The following is a 15,070-nucleotide window of genomic DNA, read 5'->3' on the forward strand; positions in this document are numbered from 1 at the left end:
CGTGTTCCCTCACGTGGTGTGCGTCTGTGTGAGACCGGGGTAACGCGCGAATCGCAGGTGCGGAACGGCGCGCGAAGTGATGTTGTCAAACTTTACAGGATATGATTGTAAAGTTGTACAGTGACGACAAGGATCATGTGAAGTGTCGACAAGACCTTTGTATCTCGGCCCGAGACTCAAGCGCATCCGGCGGGAACTGGGGCTGACGCAGCAGGCGATGGCCGACGAGCTGGGCATTTCGCCGAGCTACATTGCACTTATCGAGCGCAACCAGCGACCTTTGACGGCAGACCTGCTGTTGCGGCTGGCGCGGGCCTACAAGCTCGACATGGCGGACCTCGCCAGCGATGAGCGGGATGACTACGCGCGCAGGATGGCAGACGCGCTGCGCGATCCGATCTTCAACGATATCGACCTGCCCGCGCTGGAAGTATCGGACGTTGCGGCGAGCTTCCCGGGGGTGACCGAGGCGCTGCTGCGGCTTTACGGGGCTTGGCAGCGCGAGCAGCAAGCGCTGGCAGAGCAGCGCAGTGCAGTGCCAGGGACGGGTGCCAGCGATCCGGTGGGCGAAGCGCGGCGCTTCGTGGCGGCGAGGCGCAACTATTTTCCGTCCATTGATTCGAAGGCGGAAGAACTGGCAGACGAGATCGCCAAGGCGGGCGGCGCGGCGGAGTGGCTGCGGCTGCGCGGGGTGCGGGTGCGATTCCTGCCGCCCGACGTGATGATGGACGCCGTGCGGCGTTATGACCGGCACAACGAGCAGTTGCTGATCGACGATACCCTGTCGCCATCGGGGCGGGCGTGGCAGCTGATGCAGCACATTGCCTATACGGCGCTGCGGAGCGAGATCGCGGGCGTGATCCGGGGCGAGAGCTTTGCCAGCGAGACGGCGGCGCGGCTGGTGCGGCGGGCGCTGGCGGGATACGCGGCGGCGGCGCTGGTGATGCCTTATGACCGCTTTGCGCGGGCAGTGGATGCGCGGCGCTATGACATCGAGGCGCTGTCCGGGCAGTTCGGGGCGAGTTTCGAGCAGGTGTCGCATCGGCTGACCACGCTGAACCGGCCGGGGCAGGAGCGGGTGCCGTTCTTCTTCATTCGCGTGGATACGGCGGGCAACGTCTCGAAACGACTGGATGGCGCGGGCTTCCCCTTTGCCGCGCATGGTGGCGGGTGTCCGCTGTGGAGCGTGCATGAATGCTTCCGCAACCCAGGCGAGATCGTGACGCAGTGGCTGGAACTGCCGGATGGACAGCGCTTCTTCTCGCTGGCGCGGACGGTGACTTCGGGCGGCGGCGGTTTCGGGCGACCGCGTTGGACGCGGGCGATTGCGCTGGCCTGTGCGGCAGAACACGCACCGCGACTGGTCTATGCGGCCGGCGCTGATCCCAAGGCGGTTGAGGCAACGCCGATCGGCGTGACCTGCCGCCTGTGCCACAGGGCACAGTGCACGGCGCGGGCCGAGCCGCCGATCGGTCGAGAGATTCTGCCTGACGACTATCGGCGCGGGGCCGAGCCGTTCAGCTTTGCGGAGAGTTGAGCCAGAAACGGATAATCATCGCGACCACGCCCAAGGTGAGGACGCTGGCAAGCCAGATTGCCGCCATCCAGCCAAGGCGCTGCCACAGTGGCTTGGCATCGGCCCTGTCCGCACCATCGAGGCGGGGATCAATGATAGCCATGTTCGCCGACCTTGCCGCGGAACACCCAGTAGGCCCATCCGGTGTAAACGAGGATCAGCGGCATGATCAGGCCGACGCCAATCAGCATGAAGACCTGACTGCGTTCCGGCGCGGCCGCATCCCAGATGGAGATGCTCTGCGGCACGACCCAAGGCCACATCGACACGCCAAGGCCGATCATGCCCAGCAGGAACAGGCCGAGGGCGTAAAGGAACGGCCGGACCGGCTGGCGGGCATGGACGGCACGAAGCAGCAGGATCGCAAGACCCGCGGTCAGCATCGGCACCGGCACCAGCCAGAAGATCATCGGTTCGGTAAACCAACGCTGGAAGTACTGGTGCGCCAGGAAAGGCGTGGCGAGGCTGACGCTGGCCATCAGCGCGAGCGTGGCCCATGCGGCAAGCCGGGCATAGCGGAATGCCTTGTCCTCGGCGCTGCCCTCCACCTTGATCGCCAGCCAGCACGCGCCCAGCAACGCATATCCGGCGACGACGCCAGCGCCGGTCATCAAGGAATAGGGAGAAAGCCAGTCGAGCCAGCCGCCGGCATAGGCGCGGCCCTCCACGTGAATGCCCTGCAGCAGGGCACCAAGCGTGATCCCCTGCGCCAATGCGGCGATGAGCGAGCCGGCAAAGAATGCCCAGTCCCAGAATGCGCGATGACGGGGATCGCGCCATCGGAATTCGAAGGCGACGCCGCGAAAGACGAGGCCCAGCAGCATGGCGATTATCAGCGGATAGGTGGCGGGCAGGATGATGGCATAGGCAAGCGGAAAGGCCGCGAACAGCCCTCCCCCGCCGAGCACGAGCCAGGTCTCGTTACCGTCCCACACCGGCGCGATGGCGTTCATGGCCTGATCGCGCTCGGCCCCTTCGTGGAACCACGGGAAAAGGATGCCGATGCCGAGGTCAAAGCCGTCCATGACCACATACATCAGCACGGCGAAGGCGATGATGAGCGCCCAGATCGTTGTGAGGTCGATCATGACGCGGCTCCATCGCTCTGGGCATCCATATGCTGGGCAGGCGTGATGCCGGCCGAGCGGATCGGCGCGCGCTCTTCCTCTTCCAGCGCCGGTTCGTGCGGGTGCGGTGGGTCCTTCATCAGGTGCACGATATACCAGGTGCCGATGCCGAAGACCGCAAAGTAGACCACGACAAACGCCGCAAGCGAAGTGGCAACTGCAGGTGCCGCGATCGGGCTGACCGAGTCCGCCGTGGTGAGCAAGCCATAGACCGTGTAGGGCTGGCGCCCGACTTCGGTCGTCACCCAACCGGCGATCACCGCGATGAAGCCTGAGGGGCCCATCAGCACGGCGAGGCGGTGTAGCAGCGGCCAGTCATAGAGCTTCTTGCGCGTGCGGGCGAGCAGGCTCCACAGGCCGAGGCCGAGCATCAGGAAGCCAAGGCCAACCATGATGCGGAATGACCAGAACACGATCCACACCGGGGGCCGCTTATCTGGCGCAATGGTATCCAGCCCCGCAAGCGGGGCGTTCGGATCATGCTTCAGGATCAGGCTCGAAGCCTTGGGGATGGCGATCGCGTAATCGAGCTTCTGGTCCTTGTCGTCGGGAATGCCGAACAGGTAGAGCGGCGCGCCATCGGGGTGGGACTGGTAGTGCCCCTCCATCGCCATGACCTTGGCAGGCTGGTGTTCCAGCGTGTTTAGGCCGTGCATGTCGCCAACGAAGATCTGCACCGGGGCGACCAGCGCCGCCATCCACATCGCCATAGAGAACATCTTGCGGGCGTGGAGGTTGACGCGGTCCCTGAGCAGGTGCCACGCGCCAACTGCACCGACGACGAAGGCGGTCGTCAGATAAGCGGCAATGACGGTGTGGACGAGGCGATAGGGGAAGCTTGGATTGAAGATGATCGCAGCCCAGCTCGGCCCGGGCATGAACGCGCCATTGGGGCCGATCTCGAAGCCGGTCGGGGTCTGCATCCACGAATTCACGGAGAGGATCCAGAAGGCCGATATGAAGGTGCCGACGGCAACCATCAGGGTGGCGGCAAAGTGAAGCCCCCTGCCCACCCGATTCATGCCGAACAACATCACGCCAAGGAAACCGGCTTCAAGGAAGAACGCTGTAAGCACTTCATAGGCCATGAGCGGGCCGATCACGCCGCCGACCTTGTCGGAAAACACCGACCAGTTGGTGCCGAACTGGTAGGACATGACGAGGCCCGAGACTACGCCCATCGCAAAGGCGACCGAAAAGATCTTCAGCCAGTAGCGGAACAGGTCGAGGTAGAGTTCCTTGCCAGTCTTGAGCCAGAGCGCCTCGAGAACGGCGAGGTAGCTGGCAAGACCGATGGAAAAAGCCGGAAAAATGAAGTGGAAGCTCACCGTGAAGGCGAACTGCATCCGCGCGAGAACCAGCGCCGCCGCCTGGGCGTCCATACCTGCGAACACGTTTATCTCCCCAATTCGGGATAGGGCGTCTTCTTTTGGCGCCTCAAGCACTTCCTAGCCATATATAAGCATAATCTAAAGTGATATTCCCGAGGCAACGGTTGCAGTTTCTGCACGCAAACAACCACTGTGCGAACGCGACGTTCCTCCAAACTTGCAGCATGTTGCAGGGGGGGCTATCGGCGCGCTTCCTGCCGGTTTGACCGGCGCGATGAAAGCCCTGCCGTTGTCCAAGATCATTCCGCTTGCCGATGTCGATCCCGCGCTGGTCGAGCAATTGCTCGATGCAGCGTTCGAGCCGACGCGGCACCAGCGAACGGCCTACAAGGTGCGCGAAGGGATGGAACCGCTCGGCAACCTTTCGTTCGCGGCGCTCGATGACGATGACATGCTGGCGGGCACGATCCAGTGCTGGCCGGTGGCGCTGACCGATGCGGATGGCCGGATGCATCCGATGATCATGGTCGGTCCGGTAGCCGTCATTCCCCATCTGCAGGGCGAAGGGTTCGGCAAGGCGCTTATGACCGCAGCACTTACCGCAATCGATCCGCGCGCACCGCTGCCGCAGGTGCTGATTGGCGATCCCGAGTATTACGAGCGGCTGTTCGGCTTCAGCAGCGCCCAAACCGGGGGCTGGCGCCTGCCCGGGCCCTTTGAACAGCATCGCCTGCTGTGCCGCACCGCAAATCCAGCCGTCCTGCCGCAAGAGGGCATGCTGGGGCCTTGGCGACGCTGACCCGATCTGGCATCGGCAGGGGCGTGCCTTATGAACCGCCCCCCGAACTCGCCGCGCTGAGCCTTGGCCAACTGGCCGAGCAGGTCGCAGCACGCAAGCTGCCGCCCATCGACCAGTGGTCCCCGCAGGATGTGGGCGATAGCGAGATGCGCATCGCAGCGGACGGCCGCTGGTATCATCAGGGCGGAGAGATACGCCGGCCTGCCATGGTGCGCGCCTTCTCATCGCTCCTTGTCCGCGACGATTCGGGACAGCACTGGCTGGTCACGCCGTTCCAGAAGCTGTCGATCGAGGTCGAGGACGCAGCGTTCATTGCCACGGACATGCAGGCAACCGTAGATGCACAAGGGCGGGCGGTACTGGCATTCCGGCTCAACAGCGACGATCTGGTGATCTGCGGGCCTGATCACCCCCTTCGCGTGACAGGGACGCACGATGTGCCTGCGTTTTATCTCTCCGTCCGCCATGGCACCGAAGCACGTCTCAATCGCAGCACCTATGGCCAGTTGATCGAGCATGCGCTGGCCATTGGCGGATCCGAGCTGGCGGTGGAAAGCCAGGGAGCACGGTTCGTGCTTGTCCCCGCATGACCCTGGGAGATCGGCTGACCGCGCTTTTCGCCGCAGGTCACCGCGCCCCCCTGCAGGACCTTTACGAAGACTGGCGGCCCTTGCCCGAACAAGGACTGCGCCCTGCGGCAGTCCTGATCGCGGTGACCGACCGCGTGGGCCATCCCGATGGGCCGGGTGTGCTCGTGACCCATCGCCCATCGCACATGCGCGCGCATCCGGGGCAGGCCGCCTTCCCCGGCGGCAAGCTCGATCCCGGTGAGACTCCGGTAGAGGCCGCGCTGCGCGAAGCAAACGAGGAACTGGGCATCCGGCCCGAAGACGTGACGGTCATCGGCGAGACCGACCGTTTCCGCACCGGCACGGGCTATGACATCACGCCCGTGCTGGCGCTGGTGCCTCCTGACCTTGACCTGCACCCCAACCCGGCAGAAGTCGCCGACTGGTTCGAACCGCCGTTGGGCTATCTGCTCGATCCGGCAAATCATGTCTCGCAATCAGCCGAGTGGAATGGCCGCACGGGCCGCTATATCGAGATCCTGTGGCAGCAGCACCGCATCTGGGGCGTAACCGCGGCGATCATATCCAACCTGTCGAAACGAATCCGCTGGCATGACTGACCGACTACCATCAGCCCCCTGGACCTCGCGTGAGGACCTCGCCACTCTCGTCGCCGCGCTCGATTCTCAGGCCGAAGGCAACTCGCGTTGGGTCGGCGGGGTTGTGCGCGACACGATCCTTGGCCTGTCGCCCAAGGATGTCGACATGGCCACGACGCTGCTGCCCGAGGAGACCATGGCACGGCTGGAGGCCGCAGGGATCCGGTCGATCCCCACGGGCATTGCCCATGGTACGGTGACAGCTGTGCTGTCCGAAGGGTCGGTCGAGATCACGACATTGCGTCGCGATGTCTCCACCGATGGCCGGCACGCCACGGTCGCCTTCTCGACTCGGTGGCAGGACGATGCGGCGCGGCGCGATTTCACGATCAACGCGCTTTACGCCGATCCGCGCACGCTCGAGGTTTTCGACTATCACAGCGGTCTGTCCGATCTAGCCGCGCGACGCGTCAGGTTCATCGGCGATGCGCGGGAACGCATCCGCGAGGATTACCTGCGCATCCTGCGGTACTTCCGCTTTCAGGCGCGGTTCGGCTCCGAGCCTGCCGATGCTGAGGCCGAGGCCGCGATCCAGGAACTGGCTGCGGGCCTAAAGGGGCTTTCACGCGAACGCGTCGGCTGGGAATTGATGAACCTGCTGAGCTTGCCTGATCCGGCACCGACAATTGCGCGCATGTCCGAGTTGGGCGTGCTCGAGCAAGTGCTGCCCGAAAGCGGCGCTGATGGCCGGGCCGCCCTGTCGGCACTGGTCGCGCACGAAATCGCCGAGGGCACGGCGCCTGACGGACTGCGCAGGCTGGCGGCCCTGCTTCCGGCAAGCCCGGCGATGGCAGAGCAGGTCGCCGCAAGGCTGCGGCTCTCGACCTCTCAGCGCAAGCGGCTTGCGACGGCTGCGGCGCGTGAGGGCGTAGCGGGCGAGGCCCGCGCCCTCGCCTATCGGCTGGGCGCCGTGGCAGCGCGCGATCGCCTGTTGCTGACGAACCAGGCGATCGCCGAGCTTGATGGTTGGGAGTGCCCGGTCTTTCCGCTGAAAGGCGGCGCCATCGTGGCGAGGGGAATCATGGCGGGGCCGGAAGTGGCGCGCCTGCTGCGTGCAGTAGAGCAGCGGTGGATAGAGGAAGGCTTTCCTGATGAAATCCGGGTGGGCGAGCTGCTGGACGCCGAACTGGCAGGGCGCTGAAACTCAGCCCTTCCACTCACGACGATCTTCGGCCGCCCGCAACACTTCGTACGAAACCTGAAGCTTCTGGAACTGTTCCGCAGCCGCCTTGTCGTTGGGGCGAACGTCAGGGTGGACTTCCTTGGCCTTGGCGCGCCACGCCTTTTTCACCGCATCGAAATCTGCATCGGGATCGAGGCCCAGCACTTCGAGCGCGCGCAACTCGTCACGGCTGCGGGTGCCATCGCCCGAGCCGCCCCATTCCGCCCAGGCAGCCTGCTTGAAGCCAGACGCTTCACCGCGTTCCTCGGCCTCGCGCCGTTCGGCCTCTTCCTTGTCCAGGCCTTCGAAGTAGTTCCAGCCCTGGTTGTATTCGGCGGCGTGCTGCTGGCAGAAATACCAGCGATCGGGATTGTTCGGCGATTTGGGTGCAGGACAATCGCCCTTCTGTTCGCACCCGGCACGATCGCACAGGCGAACAGGCGCAGCCTCGAAGGCTCTGCCGTAGCCGCGCCAGCGGGGAAAGCCCCAGTCAGTCGATCGAGTGTTTCGTGCCATCGCGGTAAGGTCAAAGCCTGATCGTGCTCATGCCGTCAAGATGGGTGTTGGAACCCAAAAGCAAAAGGCCCGGACAGTGCACTGGTCCGGGCCTTGATGCTGACGTGAGCTGCGTCAGTTTATCGTCACGGTGACCGCACGACGATTGCGAGCGTAGGATTCCTCGTCCGAGCCCAGCGCCAGCGGGCGCTCCTTGCCGTAGCTGACGACCGTGATGCGCGAGGGATTGACGCCAAGGCTGACCAGGTAATTCTTGGCCGAGTTGGCGCGGCGTTCGCCCAGCGCAATGTTGTAGTCACGCGTGCCACGCTCGTCGCAGTGGCCTTCGATTGTCACCGACTTGTTGGGATAGCGCGCGAGCCACGAAGCCTGGCTCTGGAGAATGCCTTGGTCGGACGCGTCGATGTTGTAGCGGTCGGTATCGAAGTTGACCGTGTCGGACATTACGGACGCGATGAAATCGGCCTGGCTGCCCGGGACCGGCCCCGCTGGCTGCGTGTTCTGCGCCGTGGTCTGCGTCGTCGTGGTCGTGCCGGGTTCGGGTGGCAGCGTTTTCGGCTTCGACGCGCAGGCGCCGAGGCTGAGCGTTGCGGCGGCAAGGCCGGCAATCAGGATCGGACGATTCATGGGCATTCTCCTGTGGGAGGGGTGGGAGATGGCGGCCTATGGTGATTGTGATGCGGCCAAATGACAAGGGCGGCTTCCGCCCTCGCCGTCAGGGCAGGACAGGCCCCCATGCAGGGTCTGAACCATCGACCGGGGTGTTGAGTTTCCGCTCGTTGCGGCCGGTCAGGTCAACCTGCCAGATACCGGTCTTGCCACTGCCGCGCTCGGTGCGGAAGAATTGCACGATGCGGCCATTGGGCGACCATGTCGGGGCTTCATCCTGCCAGGAATCGGTCAGGAAGCGCATGCCCTTGCCGTAGGGGTCGGTCACGGCGATGCGGAAGTTGCCGCCGATGTGGGTAAAGGCGATCTGATCGCCGCGCGGCGACCATTCCGGGGTGGCAGCGCGACCGCCGAAGAAGCTGATGCGCTTCTGGTTCGAGCCATCGGCGTCCATCACATAGAGCTGCTGGCTGCCCGAACGATCACTTTCGAAGACGATCTTGCTGCCATCGGGCGAATAGGACCCACCGACATCGATGCCGGGGCTGTCGGTCAGCCGCGTGGATTGGCCGCCAGTTGCCGGCACGCGATAGATGTCGGTATTGCCGGCAATCGCCATCGAATAGAGGATCCACCGGCCATCAGGTGACCAGCGCGGGGCAAAGGTGGGATTGGCGCTCTGCGTAACCAGCGTCTGCTGCCCGGTGCCGATGTTGTAAACATAGATACGCGGCGCACCGTTCAGGTAGCTGAGATAGACGATGCGGCTGTAGTCAGGAGAATAGCGCGGGGTGAGCGCGGTTGCCTGGCCATTGGTGATGAAGCGATGGTTGGCGCCGTCAGAGTCCATGATCGCCAACTGCTTGCGGCGGCGATCCTTGGGGCCGGTTTCTGCGATATAGGCGATCTTGCTGTCGAAAAACGGGCTTTCGCCGGAGAGGCGCGAATAGACCATGTCTGCGCACTTGTGCGCGGCGCGGCGCCATTCCTCCGGCTTTACGACATAGCCCTGCCGGGCAAGCTCGCTGCCGAGCGCCACGTCATAAAGGTAGCAGCCCACGGTCAGCTTGCCATCGTCGTTGGCCTTGACGAAACCCTGCACCAGCATCTCGGCCGAGCGCCCACGCCAGGTGTCGAAGGTCGGCGCGGCGACTTGCGGAAAGGCGACTGCGGGAAGCTGGTCGGGGCCGACCGGCTTGAACAGGCCATTGTTGCGCAAGTCATTGAACACCACGCGCGCCACGTTGCGGCCAAGCGCTTCGGTGTTGCCGCCTTCCGCAGCAGTCGCCACCGAGGCGTTGGTTGGAAATGCCGGGATGGCAATGCCAAGATCCTGCCACTCGTTCTCGTCCGAGACCGAGCCGGTTAGCCCCTCATCAGCCGGTGCCTGCGCCGCGGTCGACGAAGGCAGCGTGGTCTGCTGCGCAGCGACCAGCGCGGGCGCCGAGACAAGCCCTGCGGCAAGAACGAGGAAACGCATCTTCATTGGGACAACTTCCTGTCAAAGCGGAAGGCAGTGACGCGCTTCCAGCCGGAATAGTAGGTATCAGGCAGATCGAAGGGGGCGGCAAGCTGAACGGCGCGGATGGCCTGTTCGGCATGGCGCTTGGCCTGCGCTTCGTTGGCGGGCGTGATGCCCTGCTGATCAACCACGCGAGGGCGCCCGGCGAGACTTCCGTCCGGGTTGAGATCCCACGCAAGGATCGTCACAAGCTTGTCGGCATCCACGCCTTGCGGCGCGGCCCAGTGCGGTTTGATCTGCCGCGAGATCGCGCTGGCCAGCGATGACCGGACCTCGGGCCCGATCGTGGCGGCAGGCGCCGATTGCGCCGTGCCGGGCTTGGTCGAGCCGGGAATACCCTTGAGGAAGTCAGAGCCAATGCGCGACCCGCCCGTGGGGGTGTCAGGCCGGCGGCGCGGGCTAGTATCGCCCGAACCGGATTTGGGCGGGGTCGTCACGGGCTTGCTCGGCGCGGGCTTGGCTGCCGGTTGGGCTGGCGCAGGTTTGGCCGGTGCGGGCTTTGCGGGTGCGGGTTTCGGCGGGACCGGCTTTGGCGGGGTCGGCCTTGGTGGTGCGGGCCTGGGTGGAACTGGCTTGGGCTGCGGTTGCGGCCGTAGCGCAGGCTTTGGCGGTGCAGGCTTGGGTTGCGGCTGCGGTTGAGGCTGTGGCTTGGGCTGAGGCTGCGGCGGTGCCGGGACTGGCTGGGGTTGCGGCTCCGCAATTGGCTCGGGCGCCGGCTCGCCAAGTTCGGGCGCAACGTCGGGCGCGGCCTCGGCCATGGGGTCGGGCGAGGTCGATTGCTCGGCAATCTCGTCCGAGAACGTCACTTCCATCCGCTGCGGCGGCGGCTTGACCGTCTTGCCGGGTGGGGAGAGCGAGAGAGCAACGAGCAGGCCGACGTGGGCCGCAGCCGCAATGGCCAGCCCTGCCCCTTCCTGCCTCGAAAGTCCTCCTGCGGTGGGATCGCGCATCGCCACAGGCCTATTGCGGCGCCGATGAACTGTTGGTGACCAGCGAGATCGACTTGAACCCGGCGGCGTTCAGCTCACCCATCACCGCAGCCACCCGGCCCCAATCGAGTACGCGATCGGCACGCAAGGTTACGAGCGGTGGCTTGGTGCCGCGCTGCAGCCCGGCAAGGCGATCAGCAAGTTCGCCGGGGGCAAGCTGCTGATCGTCGAGGAACACGTTGCCCTGCGCATCGATGCTGACGGTGATCTGGTCCTGCTGCTGATCGAGCGGATCCGCCTTGCTGTCCGGCAGGTCGACCGGGACGCCCGCAGCCAGCATCGGCGCGGTGACCATGAAGATGATCAGCAGCACGAGCATGACGTCAACCAGCGGGGTGACGTTGATCTCGCTCATCGCCGCGCGACCGCCACGCCCCCTGCGACCGCGGCCGCCTCCGCCGCCCGAGCCCATCGACATCGCCATGGCTCAGGCCTCCAGTTCGCGGCTGAGCGTGGCGTGGAAACGATCGGCAAAGCGATAGAGGCGTGTCTCGAAGCGGTTCACGCGGTGCGAGAAGCGGTTGTAGGCGATCACCGCCGGGATGGCAGCGAACAGACCGATGGCAGTGGCGAACAGGGCCTCGGAAATGCCTGGCGCGACAACGGCAAGCGATGAATTCTGCTGTGCGCCGATGTTGAAGAAGCTGTCCATGATGCCCCACACCGTGCCGAACAGACCCACGAAGGGCGCGACCGAACCGACCGTGGCGAGGAAGTTCAGACGGCTGGCAAGCGTGTCGGCTTCGGCGACGACTGCGCCATCGAGCGCAGTATTGAGGCGCTGGCGCGTGCCTTCGCGATCAATCGCCTTGCCCGACGTGGACCTGCGCCATTCCATCAGCGCCGCGTTGACCACACGTGCCGAGGGCAGATCGCGCCCCTTGTTGTCCTTCTGGAACTGGTCGATGTCTCGCGCTTCCCAGAACTCCCTCTCGTACTTGTCGCACCCGCGCTGGATGCCGCCCATCTTCAGCGAAAAGCCGATGATGATGGTCCACGTCCATATGCTGGCAAGCACCAGGCCGATCATGACCGCCTGCACGACATAGTCGGCATCAAGGAAAAGCTGGACGGGGTTGAGCGAGGTCGGCGCGAAGGAAACGCCATTGGCAAGCATCGGGAGAATCATTCGGTTTCCTGTCCTTCGGGGCGATGATCGTGGTTGGGGGTTATTGTCTGGAAAGCGGCCATCCAGTCACGCGGCTGGCGACGGGGGCGACCGTTGGGCGCGACGAAGGCGACGCGCACCCTCGCCTCGCACAGAAGCGTCTCGTTCCTGAACGCACGCTGCACGATCCGGCATGTGGCGGGCGAAAGTTCTGCGACGTGGCTGTACACCAGCACTTCGTCATCCAGCCTGGCGGGGCGAAGGTATCGCAAGTCCATCTCGCTGACGGCATAGGCGCCCTCGCCCGCTTCATGGGCGGCGCGCTGGTCTATGCCGAGCAGGCGCAGCATGTCGGACCGGGCGCGTTCGAACCAGCGCAGGTAATTGGCGTGATAGACGACGCCCGAAAGATCCGTGTCCTCGAAATAGACGCGGACAGGATAGAGGTGGTTTGGGCCATCGAACAGGCCGGAGGGTGCAGGCGGAAAAGACATTCGGCGGCGACCCTACCCTTGCGACGAGTCGAAGGGCAAGGGGTGGTTAACGGCTTGCCCCCGTGTTGAACCCTTTCAGCGCACCAGCATCGGGCCGAGCGGCTGCCCGGCGAAGAGGTGAACGTGCAGATGCGGCACTTCCTGATGGCTGTCGGTTCCGGTGTTGGCGAGCAGGCGATAGCCCGGAGCAACCAGACCGAGATCGCGAGCGACCTTGCCGACCGCTCGAACGAAACCGGCGATCTCCGCTTCAGTTGCCTTTGCCGAAAAGTCGTCCCAGCACACATAGGCACCCTTCGGGATCACGAGCACGTGTGTGGGCGCCTGCGGATTTATGTCATGGAAGGCGAGTGCGAAGTCATCTTCATAGACGGTGCGATTGGGTATCTCGCCGCGCAGGATCTTCGCGAATATGTTCTGCTCGTCATAAGGCAGCGTTGCGTCAACGGCCATGTCAGTTGCTCCTGCTGGCTTTTTCAACAATGCCCGAGGTGCCTTCGCGCCGTTCGAGCTCATCCAGGACTTCGGCCAGCGGCACATCCTTGGCCGACAGCAGCACCATCAGGTGAAAGATAAGGTCGGCCGCTTCGCCGACCAGTTCCGTGCGGTCGCCAGCCAGTGCTGCGATGACGGTCTCGGTGCCCTCTTCCCCGACCTTCTGCGCGATCTTGGCAATGCCCTTGGCGTTGAGCCTGGCCACATAGCTGGCAGATGGATCGCCCTGACGGCGCTGGGTTATCGTGGCTTCGAGCCGGGCAAGGATTTCACCGTGTTCCATGGCATGCGCAATGGCGCGGATGGAGGGCGCTGGTCAAGCGCAACCGGAAATGTCCGGCGATGCGGCTACTTGCGGCGCTTGGCGATGTGGCGGCCAACGATCAGGCCGACGAGACCGATGCCGAAAAGGGCGCCATCGGTCGGCTCGGGGATCGAGATGCCGCTCGACTGCGCCATGGCTGGCGCTACCGTCAGCAGGGCTACGAAGAGGGAAGTTCCGATACGAAGCACAGCGCAAGCGACCTTGGACAATTAACACCAAGCCAATGCCAGACCTCGCGATTCGGTAAAATCCCTTATAACAGATGGTTAATGCCCCATCTTGGGACTCATCCTCTTGCCGGGAGCCCCGCGGCCCGAAGCGCGGCATGCGCTTCTGCAATCGAGTGCGTGCCAAAGTGGAAGATCGAGGCGGCGAGCACGGCGCTGGCGTGGCCCCGGGTCACGCCTTCGACAAGGTGATCGAGACTGCCGACGCCGCCGCTGGCGATGACCGGCACCGGCACGGCATCTGCGATGGCGCGGGTCAGTTCGAGATCGTAGCCCTTTTGCGTTCCGTCGCCATCCATCGAGGTGACCAGCAGTTCGCCTGCACCGAGCGTGGCGAGGTTGACGGCGTGTGCCAGCGCATCGATGCCGGTGGCCTTGCGTCCGCCGTGGGTGAAGATTTCCCACTTGCCCGGTTCGGTGCGGCGGGCGTCGACCGAACCGACCACGCACTGCGCACCGAACTTCTCGGCAATGTCGCGCACCAGTTCGGGCCGGGCGACGGCGGCGGAATTGACCGCAACCTTGTCGGCACCGGCGAGGAGGAGTGCGCGCGCGTCCTCGACCGCCCTCACCCCGCCGCCCACGGTCAATGGCATGAAGCAGACCTCGGCGGTGCGCGCGACGACATCCAGCAGGGTGCCGCGGCCTTCATGGCTGGCGGAAATGTCGAGGAAGCACAGTTCGTCCGCCCCGGCCTTGTCATAGGCGCGGGCCTGCTCGACCGGATCACCGGCATCGCGCAAGTCGACGAAGTTGACGCCCTTCACCACGCGGCCATCGCGAACGTCGAGGCAGGGAATGACGCGGACGCGGACGGTCATGTCAGGCCTCGGCCATCTGGATCGCGGCCTTAAGGTCAAGGCGGCCTTCGAAAAGCGCGCGCCCCGTTATGACGCCCTCGATCCCGTCCGCCTCGTGGATCTTGAGCATGCGGATGTCGTCAATGCCCTTCACACCGCCACTGGCGATCACGGGAATATCCACCCGGCGGGCGAGTTCGACTGTGGCGTCAAGGTTCACGCCCTTGAGCAGGCCATCGCGGCCGATGTCGGTGAACAGCAGGCTGGCGACGCCCGCGTCCTCGAAGCGACGGGCGAGATCCACGACAGAGACGTCGGACACATCGGCCCAGCCTTCGGTGGCAACCATGCCATCGCGCGCATCAACCGCGACCACGATGCCACCGGGAAACTCCTTCGCCATGTCCTTCACGAACTGCGGGTCCTTGAGTGCAGCGGTGCCCATGACGACGCGGCTGACGCCAAGATCGAACCAACCCGAAACCGCCTCGCGCGTGCGGATGCCGCCGCCGAGTTGCACATGGCCGGGGAAGGACTTGAGGATGCCTTCAACCGCCTCGCGATTCTCGGCGCGGCCCGCGAAGGAACCGTCGAGATCGACGACGTGGAGGTACTGCGATCCGGCTGCGGCAAACAGGCTCGCCTGATGGGCGGGGTTGTCGCCGTAGACCGTGGCGCGGTCCATGTCTCCTTCGGCGAGGCGAACGACCTGGCCAGCTTTCAGGTCAATGGCGGGAAAGACGATCATGGACCGCGCGCCTA

At 64.7% G+C, this 15,070-nt stretch carries 20 protein-coding genes; 5 read left to right on the forward strand and 15 right to left on the reverse strand.

The window, feature by feature from the left end; translation table 11 throughout:
* The first annotated feature begins 142 nt into the window (after positions 1 to 142).
* A complete protein-coding gene (locus B9A23_RS07415; RefSeq protein WP_084278213.1) occupies positions 143 to 1,537 on the forward strand; it encodes a helix-turn-helix domain-containing protein in 1,395 nt (464 codons plus the stop codon).
* On the opposite strand, the gene B9A23_RS07420 is transcribed toward B9A23_RS07415, so the two are convergent.
* Genes B9A23_RS07420 through B9A23_RS07430 form a run of 3 tightly spaced genes read right to left on the reverse strand, consistent with a single transcriptional unit; the run spans position 1,518 to position 4,085 of the window.
* Entirely contained in the window at positions 1,518 to 1,679 is a 162-nt protein-coding gene (locus tag B9A23_RS07420) for a DUF2474 domain-containing protein (RefSeq protein WP_084278214.1), read from the reverse strand. The genes B9A23_RS07415 and B9A23_RS07420 overlap by 20 nt on opposite strands.
* Positions 1,666 to 2,664 carry a cytochrome d ubiquinol oxidase subunit II gene (cydB, locus tag B9A23_RS07425; protein ID WP_084278215.1) on the reverse strand — a complete coding sequence of 333 codons (999 nt, stop codon included), beginning with the start codon at positions 2,662 to 2,664 and terminating at the stop codon, positions 1,666 to 1,668. The genes B9A23_RS07420 and cydB overlap by 14 nt, the downstream gene beginning before the upstream one ends.
* Positions 2,661 to 4,085, reverse strand: a complete 1,425-nt coding sequence (locus tag B9A23_RS07430; RefSeq protein ID WP_084278216.1) for a cytochrome ubiquinol oxidase subunit I — start codon at positions 4,083 to 4,085, stop codon at positions 2,661 to 2,663. The genes cydB and B9A23_RS07430 overlap by 4 nt, the downstream gene beginning before the upstream one ends.
* A gap of 238 nt (positions 4,086 to 4,323) precedes the next feature.
* On the opposite strand from B9A23_RS07430, the gene B9A23_RS07435 reads away from it, so the two are divergent.
* From B9A23_RS07435 to B9A23_RS07450, 4 genes are read left to right on the forward strand one after another with little or no spacing between them, the layout of a single operon-like run.
* Positions 4,324 to 4,833, forward strand: a complete 510-nt coding sequence (locus tag B9A23_RS07435; RefSeq protein ID WP_084278348.1) for a GNAT family N-acetyltransferase — start codon at positions 4,324 to 4,326, stop codon at positions 4,831 to 4,833.
* A gap of 23 nt (positions 4,834 to 4,856) precedes the next feature.
* Entirely contained in the window at positions 4,857 to 5,423 is a 567-nt protein-coding gene (locus tag B9A23_RS07440; protein WP_084278349.1) for a DUF1285 domain-containing protein, read from the forward strand.
* Positions 5,420 to 6,022, forward strand: coding sequence for a CoA pyrophosphatase (locus tag B9A23_RS07445; RefSeq protein ID WP_084278217.1), 603 nt, complete (start codon positions 5,420 to 5,422; stop codon positions 6,020 to 6,022). The genes B9A23_RS07440 and B9A23_RS07445 overlap by 4 nt, the downstream gene beginning before the upstream one ends.
* Positions 6,015 to 7,202, forward strand: a complete 1,188-nt coding sequence (locus B9A23_RS07450) for a CCA tRNA nucleotidyltransferase (protein ID WP_084278218.1) — start codon at positions 6,015 to 6,017, stop codon at positions 7,200 to 7,202. Before B9A23_RS07445 ends, B9A23_RS07450 begins: the two co-directional genes overlap by 8 nt.
* Before the next feature lie 3 nt (positions 7,203 to 7,205).
* Here B9A23_RS07450 and B9A23_RS07455 read toward each other — a convergent pair whose 3' ends face one another.
* The 12 genes from B9A23_RS07455 to hisA form a co-directional block, all read right to left on the reverse strand.
* Positions 7,206 to 7,739, reverse strand: coding sequence for a J domain-containing protein (locus tag B9A23_RS07455; RefSeq protein WP_084278219.1), 534 nt, complete (start codon positions 7,737 to 7,739; stop codon positions 7,206 to 7,208).
* 114 nt (positions 7,740 to 7,853) lie between these two features.
* The gene (gene pal / locus B9A23_RS07460) at positions 7,854 to 8,372 is read right to left on the reverse strand and encodes a peptidoglycan-associated lipoprotein Pal (protein ID WP_084278220.1); all 519 of its coding nucleotides are present in this window, start codon (positions 8,370 to 8,372) and stop codon (positions 7,854 to 7,856) included.
* 82 nt (positions 8,373 to 8,454) lie between these two features.
* A complete protein-coding gene (tolB, locus tag B9A23_RS07465) occupies positions 8,455 to 9,834 on the reverse strand; it encodes a Tol-Pal system beta propeller repeat protein TolB (RefSeq protein WP_084278221.1) in 1,380 nt (459 codons plus the stop codon).
* The gene (locus B9A23_RS07470) at positions 9,831 to 10,820 is read right to left on the reverse strand and encodes a hypothetical protein (RefSeq protein WP_084278222.1); all 990 of its coding nucleotides are present in this window, start codon (positions 10,818 to 10,820) and stop codon (positions 9,831 to 9,833) included. Before B9A23_RS07470 ends, tolB begins: the two co-directional genes overlap by 4 nt.
* 10 nt (positions 10,821 to 10,830) lie before the next feature.
* The gene (locus B9A23_RS07475; RefSeq protein WP_176217915.1) at positions 10,831 to 11,283 is read right to left on the reverse strand and encodes an ExbD/TolR family protein; all 453 of its coding nucleotides are present in this window, start codon (positions 11,281 to 11,283) and stop codon (positions 10,831 to 10,833) included.
* Positions 11,284 to 11,286: 3 nt separating this feature from the next.
* A complete protein-coding gene (gene tolQ, locus B9A23_RS07480) occupies positions 11,287 to 11,988 on the reverse strand; it encodes a protein TolQ (protein WP_084278223.1) in 702 nt (233 codons plus the stop codon).
* A complete protein-coding gene (locus B9A23_RS07485) occupies positions 11,985 to 12,461 on the reverse strand; it encodes a YbgC/FadM family acyl-CoA thioesterase (protein ID WP_084278224.1) in 477 nt (158 codons plus the stop codon). Before B9A23_RS07485 ends, tolQ begins: the two co-directional genes overlap by 4 nt.
* Before the next feature lie 75 nt (positions 12,462 to 12,536).
* Positions 12,537 to 12,914 (reverse strand): histidine triad nucleotide-binding protein, encoded by a 378-nt coding sequence (locus B9A23_RS07490; protein WP_084278225.1) that lies wholly within the window; start codon positions 12,912 to 12,914, stop codon positions 12,537 to 12,539.
* Position 12,915: 1 nt separating this feature from the next.
* A complete protein-coding gene (locus B9A23_RS07495; RefSeq protein ID WP_084278226.1) occupies positions 12,916 to 13,239 on the reverse strand; it encodes a phosphoribosyl-ATP diphosphatase in 324 nt (107 codons plus the stop codon).
* 65 nt (positions 13,240 to 13,304) lie between these two features.
* Positions 13,305 to 13,469 carry a PEP-CTERM sorting domain-containing protein gene (locus tag B9A23_RS22195; protein ID WP_139797375.1) on the reverse strand — a complete coding sequence of 55 codons (165 nt, stop codon included), beginning with the start codon at positions 13,467 to 13,469 and terminating at the stop codon, positions 13,305 to 13,307.
* Between the two features lie 98 nt (positions 13,470 to 13,567).
* Positions 13,568 to 14,329, reverse strand: a complete 762-nt coding sequence (hisF, locus tag B9A23_RS07500; RefSeq protein WP_084278227.1) for an imidazole glycerol phosphate synthase subunit HisF — start codon at positions 14,327 to 14,329, stop codon at positions 13,568 to 13,570.
* Position 14,330: 1 nt separating this feature from the next.
* Complete coding sequence (gene hisA, locus B9A23_RS07505; RefSeq protein WP_084278228.1) at positions 14,331 to 15,056, reverse strand: 1-(5-phosphoribosyl)-5-[(5-phosphoribosylamino)methylideneamino]imidazole-4-carboxamide isomerase; 726 nt, start codon at positions 15,054 to 15,056, stop codon at positions 14,331 to 14,333.
* Positions 15,057 to 15,070 lie beyond the last annotated feature (14 nt).

The sequence above is a fragment of the Novosphingobium sp. B1 genome, from assembly GCF_900176395.1.
Classification (GTDB): Bacteria; Pseudomonadota; Alphaproteobacteria; order Sphingomonadales; family Sphingomonadaceae; genus Novosphingobium.